The sequence below is a fragment of the Streptomyces sp. NBC_00483 genome, assembly GCF_036013745.1.
GTDB lineage: Bacteria > Actinomycetota > Actinomycetes > Streptomycetales > Streptomycetaceae > Streptomyces.
Genome location: NZ_CP107880.1, coordinates 1,255,807 through 1,271,745, shown reverse-complemented (window position 1 = coordinate 1,271,745; position 15,939 = coordinate 1,255,807). Strand labels below are relative to the sequence as shown.

Annotated in this window: 11 protein-coding genes and 1 pseudogene; 6 read left to right on the top strand and 6 right to left on the bottom strand. The window is 69.6% G+C overall.

Annotated features, from left to right (window positions below; all coding sequences use genetic code 11):
- Positions 1-11: 11 nt before the first annotated feature.
- Complete coding sequence (locus tag OHA73_RS05375; RefSeq protein ID WP_267071911.1) at positions 12-4,565, top strand: glycoside hydrolase family 2 TIM barrel-domain containing protein; 4,554 nt, start codon at positions 12-14, stop codon at positions 4,563-4,565.
- A 76-nt stretch (positions 4,566-4,641) separates the two neighbouring features.
- Here OHA73_RS05375 and OHA73_RS05370 read toward each other — a convergent pair whose 3' ends face one another.
- Positions 4,642-4,947, bottom strand: coding sequence for a hypothetical protein (locus OHA73_RS05370; RefSeq protein ID WP_267071912.1), 306 nt, complete (start codon positions 4,945-4,947; stop codon positions 4,642-4,644).
- 57 nt (positions 4,948-5,004) lie between these two features.
- Here OHA73_RS05370 and OHA73_RS05365 point away from each other — a divergent pair.
- Positions 5,005-5,458 (top strand): annotated as a pseudogene (locus OHA73_RS05365) (transposase); the annotation flags it as partial.
- Positions 5,459-5,462: 4 nt separating this feature from the next.
- Here the strand turns inward: OHA73_RS05365 and OHA73_RS05360 are convergent.
- Positions 5,463-7,322 (bottom strand): chloride channel protein, encoded by a 1,860-nt coding sequence (locus tag OHA73_RS05360; RefSeq protein ID WP_267071913.1) that lies wholly within the window; start codon positions 7,320-7,322, stop codon positions 5,463-5,465.
- Positions 7,323-7,841: 519 nt separating this feature from the next.
- On the opposite strand from OHA73_RS05360, the gene OHA73_RS05355 reads away from it, so the two are divergent.
- The gene (locus OHA73_RS05355; RefSeq protein ID WP_267071915.1) at positions 7,842-8,393 is read left to right on the top strand and encodes a MarR family winged helix-turn-helix transcriptional regulator; all 552 of its coding nucleotides are present in this window, start codon (positions 7,842-7,844) and stop codon (positions 8,391-8,393) included.
- 307 nt (positions 8,394-8,700) lie between these two features.
- Positions 8,701-9,351, top strand: coding sequence for a carbonic anhydrase (locus OHA73_RS05350; RefSeq protein ID WP_267071916.1), 651 nt, complete (start codon positions 8,701-8,703; stop codon positions 9,349-9,351).
- A gap of 217 nt (positions 9,352-9,568) precedes the next feature.
- Here OHA73_RS05350 and OHA73_RS05345 read toward each other — a convergent pair whose 3' ends face one another.
- From OHA73_RS05345 to OHA73_RS05330, 4 genes are read right to left on the bottom strand one after another with little or no spacing between them, the layout of a single operon-like run.
- Positions 9,569-10,090, bottom strand: coding sequence for a flavin reductase family protein (locus OHA73_RS05345; RefSeq protein WP_267071917.1), 522 nt, complete (start codon positions 10,088-10,090; stop codon positions 9,569-9,571).
- 17 nt (positions 10,091-10,107) lie between these two features.
- The gene (locus OHA73_RS05340; RefSeq protein ID WP_267071918.1) at positions 10,108-10,449 is read right to left on the bottom strand and encodes a DUF4387 domain-containing protein; all 342 of its coding nucleotides are present in this window, start codon (positions 10,447-10,449) and stop codon (positions 10,108-10,110) included.
- Positions 10,446-11,831, bottom strand: a complete 1,386-nt coding sequence (locus OHA73_RS05335) for an acyclic terpene utilization AtuA family protein (protein WP_267071919.1) — start codon at positions 11,829-11,831, stop codon at positions 10,446-10,448. Before OHA73_RS05335 ends, OHA73_RS05340 begins: the two co-directional genes overlap by 4 nt.
- Entirely contained in the window at positions 11,828-13,171 is a 1,344-nt protein-coding gene (locus tag OHA73_RS05330) for an LLM class flavin-dependent oxidoreductase (protein ID WP_327658410.1), read from the bottom strand. Before OHA73_RS05330 ends, OHA73_RS05335 begins: the two co-directional genes overlap by 4 nt.
- 220 nt (positions 13,172-13,391) lie before the next feature.
- Between OHA73_RS05330 and OHA73_RS05325 the strand changes: the two genes are divergently transcribed.
- Together OHA73_RS05325 and OHA73_RS05320 are read left to right on the top strand one after the other, a co-directional pair.
- Positions 13,392-14,237, top strand: coding sequence for an IclR family transcriptional regulator (locus OHA73_RS05325; RefSeq protein WP_327654357.1), 846 nt, complete (start codon positions 13,392-13,394; stop codon positions 14,235-14,237).
- 201 nt (positions 14,238-14,438) lie between these two features.
- Positions 14,439-15,902, top strand: coding sequence for an MmgE/PrpD family protein (locus OHA73_RS05320; protein ID WP_327654356.1), 1,464 nt, complete (start codon positions 14,439-14,441; stop codon positions 15,900-15,902).
- Positions 15,903-15,939: the final 37 nt, after the last annotated feature.

Here is a 15,939-nt window from a genome sequence, read left to right as displayed (position 1 = left end):
GTGAACTCCGGATGCACCAACGAAGACTGTTCCGCACACTCGCCGTACTGGCGGTGACGGTGGCGCTCGCCGCACCCGTCCCCGCCGTCGCGGCCGAGGCCCCGCCACCGCCGCCGTCGGACGTGTACGAACTCCTCGAGGATCCGGAGACGACCGGTGTCGGACAGGAGGCGCCGCACGCCGACCTGACGCCGTACGCCGACGAGCGTGATGCCCGCGCGGGCGGAACGCGCAGCCCGTGGAAGAAGTCGCTCGACGGCGCGTGGAAGATCCACATGTCGGACCGGCCCGAGGACGTGCCCAAGAACTTCTACTCCGAGGGCTACGACACGGCCGGCGACGGCTGGAAGAGCGTGAGCGTCCCGCACACCTGGCAGACGGACGGCCTCGACCACCCGGTGTTCCGCAACATCCCCACCGAGATGTACCCGGACGACCCGCCGAACGTCCCCCACGACACCAACCCCACCGGCGCCTACGTGCGGACCTTCGACCTCCCGCAGGGCTGGGACAAGCGCGAGACGTTCCTGCGCTTCGAAGGAGTCACCAGCGGCAACCTGGTCTGGGTCAACGGCCACTACGCCGGCTACGACCAGGGCGGCTACTCGCCCGCCGAGTACGACATCAGCAAGTACCTGCACGCGGGAAAGAACACAGTCGCGCTCCAGGTGCACCGCTGGGGATCCGGATCCCATCTCGAGGACTACGACCAGTGGCGCTTCTCCGGCATCTTCCGGTCGGTGGGCCTCTATTCGACCCCGGCCACCCACGTACGGGACATCACCGTCAAGACCGACCTCGACGCGGACTACCGCGACGCCACCCTGTCCGCCGACATCGATGTCGCGTCCGACGAGGCGGCTGAGGGGAAGGTCACCGGCAAGCTGTACGACCGCCGCGGACGCCGTGTGACAACGTTGTCCACGCCGGTGGCCGCCAAGGCGGGCACCACCACGGCCCGGCTGAAGGGCGACGTGGCGAACCCGGACAAGTGGACCGACGAGACACCGAACCTGTACACCCTCGTCGTCGAACTGTCCGACAGCACCGGCAAGGTCACCCACACGACCAGCCAGACCCTCGGCTTCCGCGAAGTCGAGGTCAAGGACAAAAAGATCCTGGTCAACGGCGAGCGCATCCTGGTCAAGGGCGTCAACCGCGCCGAGACCGACCCCAAGACCGGCCGCCACGCCACGCACGAGCGCACGGCGTCCGACGTCGCCCTGATGAAGCAGCTCAACATCAACGCCGTCCGCACCTCCCACTACCCCTCGGACCCGTACCTGTACGAGCGCGCCGACAGCCAGGGCATGTGGATCGCGGACGAGGTGGACATCGAGACCCACCACCACGACGGCTGCCCCGACAACTGCCTCGCCGAGAAGCCGGAGTGGCAGAAGGCCTTCATGGACCGGGCCGTCGCCATGTACGAGCGGGACAAGAACCACCCCAGCGTCCTAATGTGGGACACGGGCAACGAGGCCGGGCTCGGCAAGGCCCACTACGCGATGGCCGACTACCTGAAGGAGCACGACCCCGGCCGACCCCTCTACCACCAGTCCAACACCCCCGACGGCGACGCGCCGTTCGCCGACGTCTGGGGCCCGCGCTACCCCTCGCCCCAGAGCCTCGAGGACAAGGCGAAGACCACGAAGAAGCCCATCGTCATGGGCGAGTACGCCCACGCGCAGGGCAACTCACTCGGCAACTTCCGCGAGTTCTGGGATGTCGTCCGCAAATACCCTGAAGTACAGGGCGGGTTCATCTGGGACTGGGCCGAGCAGAACCTCACCCAGCCGCTGGTCACCACCCCCGACTCCTCGGGCAACGGCATCCTCTCCTACCTCACCGGGAAGCCGGACCACGTCGACGGGCACCAGGGCAAGGCCCTCTCGCTCTCCGGACTCGACGACTTCGTCGAGGTCTACCGCGACCCGAAGCTCGACCAGGTCTCCGACAGGCTCACCGTGGACTCCTGGGTCAAGCCGGCCGCCTGGACGGGCGACTTCACCATCGCCTCCAAGGGCGACCACAGCTACGCCCTGCGCATGAAGGACAAGAACACCCTGGAGTTCGCCGTCCAGGGCGACGACGGCAAGCCGCACACCGCGTCGGTCACCGTCCCTGACGACTGGTACGGATCCTGGCACCGCGCCTCGGGCACCTTCGACGGCAGCACCCTGAAGCTGCTCATCGACGGCAAGCAGGTCGCCGCCGCCGACTTCAAGGGCACCGTCGCCTACTCCGCGCAGCCGGTGAACATCGGCCGCAACGCCGAGACCGGCATGGAGGGCATGGGCACTCGCATGGCGCACGGCGTCATCGACCAAGTACGCGTCTACCACGAGGCGTTGACCGAACAGCAGCTCGCGGCCGACCCCGCCTCCGACGCGGTCCTCGCGCTGGACTTCGAGAAACTCAAGACCGAGGGCACCTATCAGTCGTACGGATCCGGCATGGGCGGTGTCGACGGTCTCGTCAGCACCGAGCGCACACCCCAGCCCGAGACACGCGCACTGGCCGCCGTCCACGCACCCATCCGCATCTCGGACGTGAAGGCCGACGCGGGGAAGATCGCCGTACTCAACGAGCGCTCCTTCACCGGCACCGGTGACCTGAAACTGACCTGGAAGATCAGAGAGGGGGAGCGGACGCTCGCCCAGGGGACGCGCCCGCTCTCCCTGGATCCCGGCCAGAAGACCGAGGTCCAGCTCCCGAAGCCGCCCGCCAACCCCAAGGACGCCGACCGGCAGTTGACCGTACGCGCGGTACAGGCCGGGCGCACGGAATGGGCTCCGGCCGGACACACCGTCGCGGTCGAGCAGTTCGACATCGGCGGCAGGCAACTGGCCGGTGTGGTGCGTGCCCAGGCCCCCGGCACAGTGAAGGCCACCGACTCCGGCGACCGGCTCACCGTCGAGGGCAAGGGCTTCGCGTACGCCTTCGACCGCACCAGCGGTGACCTGGCCTCCATGAAGGCGGGCGGCCATGAACTGCTGAGCAAGGGACCGGAGTTGGACGCCTGGCGCGCGCCGGTCGCCAACGAGATCAACTCGGAGGACGCGTCCTGGCGCGATGCGGGCCTCGACCGGCTGCGGACCGAACCGGCGAAGGTGAAGGTCACCAAGGAGCGCGGAGCGGTCGTCGTCGCGGTCACCAGCACCGTGGCGGCACCAGGGGTGAAGGACTCGTCCTTCACGCAGACGATCCGCTACACCGTCTCCGGAAGCGGCGAGATCCGCGTCGACCACCGCGTCCAGGCGCAGGGCAGGGCCCGCAGCGTGCCGTACCTGCCGCGCATCGGCCTGTCCCTCCAACTCCCGGACAAGTACGACCAGTTCAGCTGGTACGGGCGTGGACCGGAGGAGAACTACAACGACCGCGAGGACGGCGCTCCCGCCGGCGTGTACGCGACCGACGTCGACAAGCAGTTCTCCGGCTACCTCCGCCCGCAGGACTACGGCAACCACGAGGACGTCCGCTGGGCCTCGCTCACGGACGGGAGGAACGGTCTGCTGGTCTCCGGCGACTCCACGGCGTTCTCCGCCGGGGTGACTCCCTACACGGACCTGGACCGCGCGGCGTATCCCTTCGCGCTGAAGCGGAACCCGAACGGCAACACCCTGCACCTCGACCACGCGGTCAGTGGTGTCAGCGAGACGTTCCACACCGTGATGCCCGAGTACCAGGTGCGGCCGGACGCCGAGTACGCGTACTCGCTGCGGCTGCGTCCCCTCACGGGCGCCGAGGCCTCGACGGGCAAGCCGTCCGGACCCGTGGTGTGCGCCCCGACCGCCGAACTGACCGCTGAGGACACCTCGTTGCCGCCGGGCGGTTCGACGACGGCGAAGCTCACCGTCGGCAACCCGTGCGACCACGCCCTGAAGGACGCCTCGGTGACCGTGGACCCGGCCTCCGGCTGGACCGCCGACGCGGGCTCCGCGACTGTCGGCGAGGTGCCTGCCGGTGGCGAGAAGTCGGTCGAGGTGAAGATCACCCGTGGCGAGGAGGGACCCATCGGCAAGAGCCTGACCACGGCCGTGGTCACCGCCACCTCCACGGGCGGGGCACGGGTCAGCGCACAGGCCTCGGTCCGCCTCGAAGCCACCCCGCCCGCACCCAGGGGTACGGCGTACGTCTCCGACCTCGACCTGCTCACCGCCGACAACGGCTGGGGTCCGGTGGAACGCGACCAGAGCAACGGCGAGGCCGCGGCGGGTGACGGCACGACCCTCACCATCGGAAAAGACACGTACAAGAAGGGCCTCGGAGTGCACGCACCGTCCACCGTCGAGGTCTATCTCGGCGGCTCCTGTACGAAGTTCACGGCCGAGGTCGGTCTGGACGAGGAGGCGGACCCGGAGGGCAGCGTCGTCTTCGAAGTTCTTGCCGACGGAAAGAAGGTCCACACGGGCGACAAACTCACCAACGCCGATGCGGCGGTGCCCGTCACGGCCGACGTGACCGGCGCGCAGCGGCTGACGCTGCACGTCGGTGATTCGGGCGACGGCGACGCGAAGGACCACTCCGACTGGGGCGATGCGACGGTGCACTGCGCCACGTGACGCTCCGCCGGCTCGGTGGGTGACGGTCCCGGCCGGGACGCCACAGCGGCGTTCCGGCCGGGACCGGTTGCGGGTGTCAGGTCGGTGCGCAGGTGAGGGTGCCGGGTCCCGCGACGACGTGGCGGGCCAAGCCCCGCTCCCTGAGCTCTGTGCCCTGGCGCATTTCTCGGCGAAGGTCAGTACATTCGCTCCTTCCTCTTCCCGAGAGAAATGCGTGCTCCAGGTCGAATCTGCGCAGGTAGCAGGACCAGGCGAAGCCGACGTCGTCCGGGCTGGCGCCGATCGCCGAGGACCGCAGCTGCTCCGGCGAACGGGCCGCGTTCGAGTGCAGCCACGACGAGACGTCCACGGCGAGCACGATCCGCCTGTCCAACCGCGGCATCGGCAGGGAAGCCAGCAGGTCACGTAGGGAATCGGCGTCAAGTCGGCACCAGACAGTCTGCCCCCGCACGCCCTGGCCGAAGACACCCTCGTCGCGGCGAGTCCCGATCTGCTGCGCGCGATGGTCAAGACGTTCGCCGACGCCCTCATGCCCGCCGAGGCGGATGCCGTGTGCAACGCCGAGTACGGGCAGGTCAGCGACGGACGCGGCAACCACCGCAACGGCTACCGCCCGCGCGAGTGGGACACCCGCGCCGGAACCGTCGAACTCGCCATCCCCAAGCTCCGGTCGGGCAGCTACTTCCCGTCCTGGCTGCTCGAGCGGCGTCGCCGGGCCGAACAGTCCCTCATCTCGGTGGTCGCCACCGCCTACCTGCTCGGCGTCTCCACCCGCCGGGTCGAAAAGCTCGCCGAATCCCTCGGGGCGAACCCAGTCCCAGGTGTCCACGATGGCCAAGCACCTCGACGAGCAGGTCACCGCGTTCCGCAACCGGCCCCTCGACGCCGGGCCTTAGGCTAGGTCGCGGCCCGGGCCGGGGTACGCCCGCGCAGGAAGGTGCGCTCTACGTGCTGTTCCTCGTGGAGGTCGACGCGGCGGGCTTCCAGGAGCTGGCTCAGGCTGAGGATGCCTTCGACGCGGTCCGGTTCTTCGCGTGGTGTGACGAGGACGCGGGTGACGTGGTGGGCGGCCATCCGGTTGGCGACCGTACGCAGGGTTTCGTCGGGGTGGGCGATGACGGGCGGACCGGTGAGAGAGCTGACCGGGCGGGTGTCGCCGGGGCCGACCCGCAGTACCTGGTCCGAGGTGACGACGCCGGACAGCGTGCCTGCGCCGTCGACAACGGGGAAGAGGCGCTGGGCCGCGATCCCCGACGCGTCGCACGCGTCGCGCAGGCTGCGAAGCCGGGCGGCGGTGGTGTCGAGGCTCGCGTCGGCGTGGAGGGTGAGGGCGGGGGGCGATGTGTCGAGCTGGCGCACGAGATGCACCTCGAGCGGGTCCACGGAGTACTCGCGGGTGAGGTGCAGTCCGCGGCGTGCGATCTTCTCGGTGAGCACGGATCTCTTGAGGAGGATCACGGAGAGCAGGTACGCGGAGGACGCGGTGATCACCATGGGGACGAGCGCGTTGACCTCGTGGGTGAGTTCGAGGCAGAAGACGATGCCGGTGAGCGGGGAGCGCATGACGCCGCCGAGGACGCCGGCGAGCGAGACGAGGGCCCAGAAGCCGGGGCTGACGGCGGGGAAGACGAGCCCTTCGGCGGCACCGAGCGCGCCGCCGATCATGAACATGGGGGCCAGGACGCCACCGGAGGTGCCGGAGCCGAGCGACAGTCCCCAGATGAGAGTCTTGACCACGAGGATGCCGATGATGAGGCCGACGGTCGCGCGGCCGGTCAGGAGCTGGTCGATCACGTCGTAGCCGACTCCCAGGGCGCGCGGCTCGGCCAGGCCGCCGAGGCCGATGACGGCGCCGCCGATGGCAGGCCACCACATCCAGTGCAGCGGGATCCGGGCGAACATGTCCTCGGAGAAGTACACGAGCCAGGTGGCGACCAGGGCGAGGAGGCCCGCGCCGATGCCGGCGACGACGCACAGTCCGTACGCGGACAGCGCCAGCCGGTCCGGGACGTGCGCGCCGGCGAAGAGGGGGGTGGTGCCGAGGATCGGGCCGCGCACGAGGGTCGCGGTCACGGCGCCGACGGCGACCGGTATGTAGGAGCGGGGGCGCCATTCGAAGAGCAGGAGTTCGACGCCGAGCAGGATCGCGGCGAACGGGGCGTTGAAGGTGGCGGCCATGCCTGCGGCGGACCCGGCGACCAGCAGGGTCTTGCGTTCGTCGGTGGTCACTTTCAGGAACTGGGCGAGGATCGAGCCGACCGCGCCACCGGTCATGATGATGGGGCCCTCGGCGCCGAACGGGCCGCCGGTCCCGATGGACACCGCGGACGAGACGGGTTTGAGGACGGCGATGCGGGGCTGGACCCTGCTGCCGCCGACGAGGATCGACTCGATGGCCTCCGGCATTCCGTGCCCGCGGATCTTCTCCGAGCCGTAGCGCGCCATCACGCCGATGACGAGCCCACCGACGATCGGCATGAACAGGATCAGCCACCAGTGTGTGGTGGTCGCCGGTGTGGTGTCTCCGAAGGAGAGACGGCCGTGGAAGCAGAGGTTGGTGAACAGGGCGATCAGTTTGAGCAGCCCGACGGCGACGAGGGCCGCCGCTGCCCCGACGGGCACGGCCAGGGCCGCGATCACCGCCACCCTCGGCATGACGTGGAAGTCGCCCAGGTGCGGGATCTTGGGGTGGGTGTGGGGAGTTGGCTGTGCGGCGGCAGGCTCACGGGGAGCCTTGGCGGCTGTGGGCGTGGCCACGGAGCCTCCGGTTTCATGGTGCGGGTGGTGCGTACGGGCAGGAACCTGCCGCCGTGCGGGCGCGCCGGAGCGGCCCGTCGGCTCGTGGGCTCGCGGGGGCAGGGGCGGGCGTCATTGCCCGGGGGAGATGTGGAAGGCGAGAACCTTCAGGTGCTGCTGCGCGGGGGTGGCCGGTCAGTCCTCGCGCCGCACCCGGGCGGAGTCCACCCGGCCAGGACGCAGTATGCGCACGTGATGGCTCTCGCAGGTCGGGCAGCAGGCCTGGCTGAGCGGCGACGGCACGCGACGCTCATCGACGTAGTACGTGGCGTGCAGCCTCCCGTAGTCGTCCGTGGCAAGCCGAATCGCGAACTCGGCCTCCCATCCATGACCACAGCTCAGGCATACGAACGAATATCCTCGATGTACGAGTTCACTGCTCACGGCCATCACTTCCTCGAACCAGCCCCGCCATGCCGATACGGGGAGGGCATACGCCGAGAGTAACATTGCAGACTGCAATAGTGAACATGGGTCGAGATGGAGAGTGTGGCAGCGGTGGACGGTCTGGCCAGGCGCGACGACGAACCGCAGAGCGTCGACGAGGAGACCGAGCAGGTCACCGAGACGGTCATGGCCGCATCGCGGCTCCTGGTCGCCCTGTCGGCGCGCGCCCTCGCCACGGTCGACGCCACGCTGACGCTGCCGCAGCTGCGCACACTGGTGGTGCTCGACCGGTGCGGTCCGGTGAAACTCGCCGTACTGGCCGCCACGTTGGGGGTCAATGCGTCGACGGCCCTGCGGATGGTGGACAAGCTGGAGGCCGGCGGCCTGGTCGACCGGAAGGCCAACCCGGACAACCGCAGAGAGGTCGTCCTCCGGCTCACCCCTTCCGGCACCTCCCTGGTACGCCAGGTGCTCGATCACCGCCACAGGGAGGTCGCCGGTCTCGTCGGCACCCTCCCTGTCGGGGTCCGTGCCGGTCTCGTCGAAGGGCTGCGCGCCCTGACCGAAGCCGCGGACGACCTGGCGGTGGGCCCGGGCGGCGCGGTGCGGGCCCCGGACGGCCTGCCGTCCGAACCGGGCTTCTGATGAGTTGCCTGTGAGTTGCCTGGCGATCGATCTGCACAGCGTCAGAGCCAAGCCAGAACGAAACCCCTCTCCCGACTGCTGCACCAACTCCGTTCCTGCGTCGCATAGTTGACCATGCTGCGAGAGCGCGGGATGGAGCGTTGCACCCAGCGCTCCCGCCCCGGCGGCGGCCTCGCGGACCGGTGTCTTCGGCAGTGAGGACACCACCTGACAGTGGCTGGGGGCCTCCTGCGACGGTGTCCGCGTGCCGCTTGCGGCCCGAAGCCTGCCGCCTGCCCCTGGGGTGCGGCGCCATACTCTTGTGGGCATGGCTGATGAGACGCACCTGAGCCCAGACGATGCTTTCGAGCTGCTGATGTCCGGCAACCGGCGATTCGTTGCCGGCGTGCCCGAGCACCCCAACCAGGACGCCGCCCGCCGCACGGCCCTCGCCTCTGTGCAGGAGCCGTTCGCCGTGCTCTTCGGCTGTTCCGACTCCCGCCTCGCCGCAGAGATCATCTTCGACCGCGGTTTGGGTGACCTGTTCGTCGTCCGCACGGCCGGCCACGTGGCCGGCCCGGAAGTGCTCGGGAGCATCGAATACGGTGCCGGCATCCTGGACTGCCCGCTGGTCGTCGTCCTCGGACACGACGCCTGCGGGGCGGTCGCCGCGACGCGCAGCGCTGTCGAGGACGGCGCGAGCGCCGACGGGTTCGTGCGTGACGTCATCGAGCGCGTCACCCCCAGCGTGCTTGCCGCACGGGCCGCCGGACTCACCGACAACGGCGACATCATCGCCGCCCACACCCGCAATACCGTCGACCTGCTCCTGGAGCGTTCCCGGACCCTGGCCGAGCAGGTGGAGGCCGGCCGGACCGCGGTCGTGGGCCTGACCTACCGTCTGGCCGACGGCAGCGCCCATCTGGTCGCCGCCCGCGGCCTGACCCGCGTCGACGCCGACGGCAGCCGGGCCGCCTGACCACCCGCCGCGGGCGGGACAAGGCTTGGTCTCGCCGCTGGTTGGAGGAAGCGGTGAGGCCAAACCGCCCTGACGGAACGGCCAGGAGGTGCACACCGTCGGCGTGCTGGGCCACGCGGTCCCGCAGCCGCGCCACCGCCTACAACGGGCCGGGCGCGCTCCTGGTCGCGTGGTCGGGCACTCACCGGTCGGAGCAGTCGGCTGAGGGTTCGGCGTGCTACGAAGCCGTCAGCAGTTGGCGGAACGCGCTGGCATGGAAGACGAGTGGGCTGAACTCGGGCCGTACGGTGAGGTCGTGGACGCGAAGGAGCGCGATCGTGTGATCGCCGGCGTGGACCGTGTCCGCGACCGAGGTGTCCAGCCAGGTGCAGGCGCCCTCCACGAACAGCGCACCCTGACGGGTGGCGTGGGTGGACAGGCCGGCGAAGCGGTCCCCGGCCTTCCTGCCCAGCGTACGGGCCGCCGCGCCGTGTTCGGCTCCGAGCACGCTGATCCCGAGCCGGTCCGCGCCGGCCAGTCGGGGCCAGGTGGAGGAGGTGTTCTGGATGCAGACGGAGACGAGGGGCGGGTCCAGGGAGACCGGCACGAAGGTGCTCGCGGCCAGGCCCACGCGCTCACCGTCCACCTCGGCGGCGAGGGCGACGACGCCGGTGGGGAACTGGCCGAACGCCTCGCGCAGTGTCTGTGGATCGAGCCGACGGCCTGTGGTGGTGACCGTGGAAGCGGTCGGGGTGGTCATGTGTATCTCCTCTCCGCTCACGACGCGGCGGACCGGTGTACCGGGATCCGGATGTCGAGCAGCGGTCCGTGCTGTTGGGCTCCGAAGGTGTCGCGCTCGCCCACGCTTCCCTGGGCGCCCCCGCGGACGATGGTGAACTTGAAGGCCAGCGCGGGCTCGAAGAAGACGCAGGTACGGACGTCCTTCTCGGCCACGTTGAAGAGGGCGGACAGGCCGGCGGCGTTCAGGACGCCGCTGTCGCGGACGTGGGCGTAGCGGGAGGGCTCGTTGAACATGACGTCGAAGGTGATCTCGTAGGGGCCCGCGTTCTTGCTGCGGATCACCGCGGCGAGTTCGCGCAGTGGGACGGTCGCGGTCATCGTGACACCACCTCCGGGGAGCCGATCTGCCGGTACGAGATGGGGAACAGGTCCAGGTCCTGGCTGTCCATGACGTGGTAGAGCGTGAAGGCACACACCGGGCCGATGGGACTCTCCATCGGGTTGAGGGGCAGTGCCATGTTCCCCGCCGTCGCGAGCTGGCCGGGGTAGCTCAGATGCAGGCAGCCGATCCGGACGCTGGTGCAGATGTCGAGGGCCAACTGCTGTGTGGGGGCTGTGACTTCACCCAGGACCCCGACCTCGTGCGGCATCGTGGTCTCGGTCTCGCGCGGTCCCATGACCGCGTTGCGTCCGTAGACGTGGAAGGCGAGGGTGGCTGTTCCGGAGGCCAGGTCGGGGTGCAGGGCGCCGACGCGCTGCTCGACGCGTTCCAGGAATGTGTCGAGCTGGCCGATGAGGACGGGATCATGGATCCCCCCGATGAAGACGGCTCGGTGGCCGACGACCGCCGCCCCCTCCAGCTTGACCGTCGGATGCGGGGACGGGATGAAGCGGCTTCCTTGAACCCGCACGGTCCGCTCGTCGACGGCCTCGTACGTGCAGTCGCTGACGTCGAGCACGCCGCCGGGGCCGGGCAGGAGATCGGGGCGGCTCTTCTCGTACAGAGTGTGTGCGGCGACGGAGAGCGGGGTGCAGCGCTGGGCTGCGCCGGTGGGCGTCAGCTCGAAGCTGTCCCGGTGGACCGTGGCGACGACGCCGCCTCCCTTGGGCTCCGCGCAGGCCGCGCCGCATTCGAGGATCTTGCCCATGTGCCAGGCGATGGCGGGGTCGACGCCGTGGTGGATGGCGAACGCGGCGTGCGGGGCAGGGTCGTAGGAACGGCCGGCGATGATCACATCGAAGGCCTCGTCACCACCGAGGATCCCGAGGAAGGGCTCGGCTCCCATCTGGGCCACGATCGCCTCCGCCTGCCCGATGTCGTTCCGTGTGGGCAGTTCCCCCCGGACGTTGGGCTCGATGCGGCCCTGCGTCAGGCGCTCCGTGACGGTGCCGGCGGGGATGTCGGCGAAGATGTTCGCTATGCGCGGAGAGACGCCGTCCTCGACAGCGAGTCGCTCCACCAGGTCCGTCATCCAGCGCACTTGGGCGTCGGTGCCCGCTCCGCCGGCCGAACTGATGATCAGCGGGACGCCGTGGGCGAGGCAGGCCCTGAGCAGGGGGCGCAGGTCGCGGGCGTAGGACTTTTCGGTGACGAGGGTGGTGCCGAGGCCGAGCATGTACGGTCCCGGGTCGGTCGACCCGGAGTCGACCACGACGACGTCGACGCCGTCTTCCATGGTGCGGTGCAGGTCGGTCTCGTCGTATCCGTAGCCGAGCATGCCCTGTGGGGTGAAGACGCGGAGAGGGAGCGAGACGGTCATGCGCGGGCCCCCTGTGCGAAGGGGGCGGGGGCGGGCAGGCCGAGGTTGCCGCGCAGGGTGTCGCCGGCGTAGGTCTCTTTGACCAGGCCGCGGCGGCGGAGTTCGGGCACGATCAGCCGGGCGAAGTCCTCGTAGGTGCCGGGTACCGAGGCGGCGGAGATGACGAAGCCGTCGCAGCAGGTGCCGAACCATGTCTCCAACTGGTCGGCGATCTGGGTGGGTGTACCCACAAGCGTGGAACCGCCCTTGGGCAGCGATCCGCGTCCGGAGTACTGCACGAAGTCGCGCACCGAGGGATTGGCGGTGCCGCTGAGTTGGATCACCCGGTCCCGCAGTCCCTGCCAGGACATGTCGGCGAGCTCCTTGTCGGTGAACGGTTCGTCGTAGGGGCGCGTGGACAGGTCGGTGTTGAGGACCTCGCACAGCAGGGCGAGACTGTCCTCCGGGCGGGCCAGCGCATCGATCAACTCGTACTTCTTCTCGACGAGTTCGGGGGTCTCTGCGGTGACGACTCCGATCGCGGGTGCGACCACGACCTGCCCGGGGTCCCGGCCGGCGTCGGCGACGGCCTGTTTGACGGCGCGGTACTGCTTCTCGCCGGCCTCGCGGGAGGAGTAGGCGGTGAAGACCACGTCGGCCCAGCGGCCGGCGAAGGCCCTGCCGCGCCCGCTGGAGCCCGCCTGCAGCAGCACGGGGTGTCCCTGGCGGGAACGTGGCACCGTGAACGTGCCGTTGACGTCGAAGTACTTCCCGTTGAAGGCGGTCCTGCGGACCTTGCCGGGGTCGGCGAACTCCCCAGACGACTTGTCCAGGACGAGAGCGTCGTCGTCCCAGCTGGTCCACATGTCACGGACGATCTGCAGGAACTCGTCGGCCCGGTCGTAGCGCAGGTCGTGCTCCAGGTGGGAGGCGCGGCCGAAGTTCGCGGCCTCCGAGTCGTTCATCGACGTCACAATGTTCCAGGCGACGCGGCCACCGGTCATGAGATCGAGCGTCGCGAACAGGCGTGCCACGTGGAACGGTTCGTAGTACGTCGTCGAGTACGTGGCCCCGAGCCCGAGGTGGCGGGTCGCCATGGCCATTGCCATGAGGATCGGCGTGGGGTCCATCTTGACCGAGCGGATGCCGTGGCGGACGGCGAGGTCGTGGCTCTGTCCGTAGATGTCCGGCATGGCGAGCCGGTCGTCGAAGAACGCCATGTCGAAGGTGGCGTCCTCCAGTGTCCTCGCGATACGCGTGAAGTAGTCGGCGGACAGAAAGTCCGTCATCGATGCAGGGTGCCGCCAGGACCCGACGTAATTCGAGCAATTCTGTGCCTGGAGAAACGCGATGAGGGACATTTGCCGCGTCTGGTCGGGCATGGGAAAACCTCCGTGATGGCGTCAGCGGTGCCGGGTCTCCGGGGTCGCTTTCCGTGGGACTCCATTGACATCGGCCTCAAGGACCGTGGACGATCCGCGGCACGGGCCGCAATCAGAGTTGCGATGAACGCAACCACGGAGGCCGTGGGAGCGTGCACCGAGCGGGAATGGTGGCACGAGATCGAGGAGTGGAGTTCCGATGGGAAACACGGACGTCGCATGCGACGCGCCAACGACCGCCCCGGAAGAGCCGGTACCGGCGCTTCGTGCGCTGAGGGTGCTCGAACTGCTCGCCGGCATGGAACAGCCCGCTTCTTTGACCGCGATCTCGGCCGGTTCCGGGCTGTCGAAGACACGGACGTACCGCGCGTTGAGGAACCTTCAGGACAGCGGATTCGTCCATCACGTCGGGCGCAGCGGCTACAGGATCGGGAGCCGTGCCATCGCTCTGGCCACACTGATGAGTCCGCGTCCGGCGCTCATCCGGTCGACCCGGCCCGTGCTGATGCGCCTGGCCCTGGGCGGCGGAGAGACGGCCACCCTGCACCTGCGCAGTGGCGGGCACCGGGTCCTGGTACTCGGCGAGGAGGCGCCGCACAGCGCTTTGCGCCGGGTGGTGATGTTCGGTGAGCGTTCGCCTCTGACCTCCGGGTGCAGCGGGACGTCGATCCTGGCGCATCTGCCGCAGGCCGAGGCGGAGCAGATCATCGAGCAGCAACTGGCGCCCGAGCAGCGGCCCCGGATGCGCAGGCAGCTCTCGGAGATCCGCGAACAGGGCTACGCGATGTCCTTTTCCAGCAATCACGTCGGACTGCACGGCATCTCGACGGCCCTGCTCGACCCCGCCGACGGATACCCGCTGGGCTCGCTGGCGATCGCGGGGCCCGAGGCACGCCTGCCGGAGCGGAAACTGCTGGGACTGGTGGGATCGTTGCAGGCCGCCAGCGCCGAACTCGCCCCTCGCCTGGCAGTGGTGATCGGGCCGAACTCGTCGGTGCGCCTCGACTCGCTGGACGTGACGATCCAGGAGCTGCTGACCCGCTGACGTCGCCGAGATTAGTTGCGGTGAACGGCACTAAGGTTGCCCGTCGACCGTGGCCGATCCGACGATGACGACCGGCCCAGGACGCATGCGCCGACATGTCGCGGCGCCCCTTCACGCTTGCGGTAATGGGTCGGGAAATTCTCGCGCGGTATCAACGAAAACGAGATCGCCCCGTTGACCGCATCCTTTGAAGGAGTGACTGTGACCACCGGCATCACACCTACCGTCGGCGCGAGCCCGACCGGTGAAGCACTCGGAAGTGGCACACCGGCCAACGTGCCCGCGACGGCCGCCGAACGGCTCGCCCGATTCGCCACCGAATTGTGTGCGAAGGACATCCCGGAGCAGGTGCGTGCCATGGCCCGCGCCCACCTGCTCGATGGAATCGGCATCGCACTCGCCTCCTCCGGCATGGACTTCACCCGACCCGTCCTCGACGCCGCCCTGGCCCTCGGTGACGGCGGACGCAGCCACGTCATCGGATACGGAACGCGGCTGCCGGCGGCATCCGCGGCGCTCGTCAACGGCACCCTCGTCCACGCCCTGGACTTCGACGACACCCACATCGGCGCCATCTACCATGCGACGGCGCCCGCGCTCGCCGCCGCGCTCGCCGTGGCCGAGGAGCAGGAAGCGGACGGCGAGTCCCTCCTGACCGCCTACGTCATCGGCCTGGAGATCGGCTGCCGGGTGGCGGGCGCGGGAGCGGGCAGCTTCCACGACCGAGGGTTCCACCCGACCGGCATCGCGGGCACCTTCGCGGCCGCGGCCGTCGCCGCGCGCCTGCGCGGCCTCGACACCGCGGACACAGTCTCGGCCCTCGGCATCTGCGGCAGCCAGGCCGCCGGCACCCTGGAACTCGCCGGCTCCTCCCTCAAGCGCCTCCACCCGGGCTGGGCCGCCCACTCCGGGATCGTGGCCGCGACACTCGCGGCATCCGGCTTCGCCGGACCTCCCACGATCTTCGAAGGACCGCGCGGCCTGTTCGCGAGCCACCTCGGCATGACGCCGGCCGAGATCGACCTCGGGCTCGACGACCTCGGCAACCGGTGGATGTGCGCCGACACGGCGCTCAAGCCCTACCCCTGCTGCCACTTCACCCACGCATTCGTCGACGCGGCCCTCGACCTCCGCTCGCAGCTGGGCGGGCAGCCCCTGAAGTCCACGGAGATCGAGGAGATCATCTGCCCCACCACGCCCCGCATCATGCCCTCGGTCACCGAGCCCGCCGAGCGGAAGAAGGCTCCGCGGACGCTGTACGAGGCGCAGTTCAGCGTGCAGTACATCGTGGCGCAGGCGTTGGTCTCCGGCCGAGTCGACCTGGCGACCTTTTACGACCAGCCGCTGGACGACCCAGACGTACTCGCGGTCGCCGCGAAGGTGGGGTGCCCGCCCGACCCCGACAGCGACTTCCCCGTCCGCTTCCCGGGCGAGGTGATCCTGCGCCTGGCGGACGGGCGTGAACTGCGCAGGCGGATCCCCACGTCCAGCGGGACACCGGGCAATCCCCTCGACGAGGCCGTGGTCCTCGGCAAGTTCCGTTCGAACGCCGGCCGGGTTCTCGCCGCCGATCAGGTACGCCAGATCGAGGAAAGTGTCGGCGAGTTGGACAGCCTCGCGGATCTCACGGATCTGATGCGCAAGTGCGGGAGCCAGGACGGCTGATCCGCCCGCGCCGCTGACCCGCGGGGAACCGGCAGCT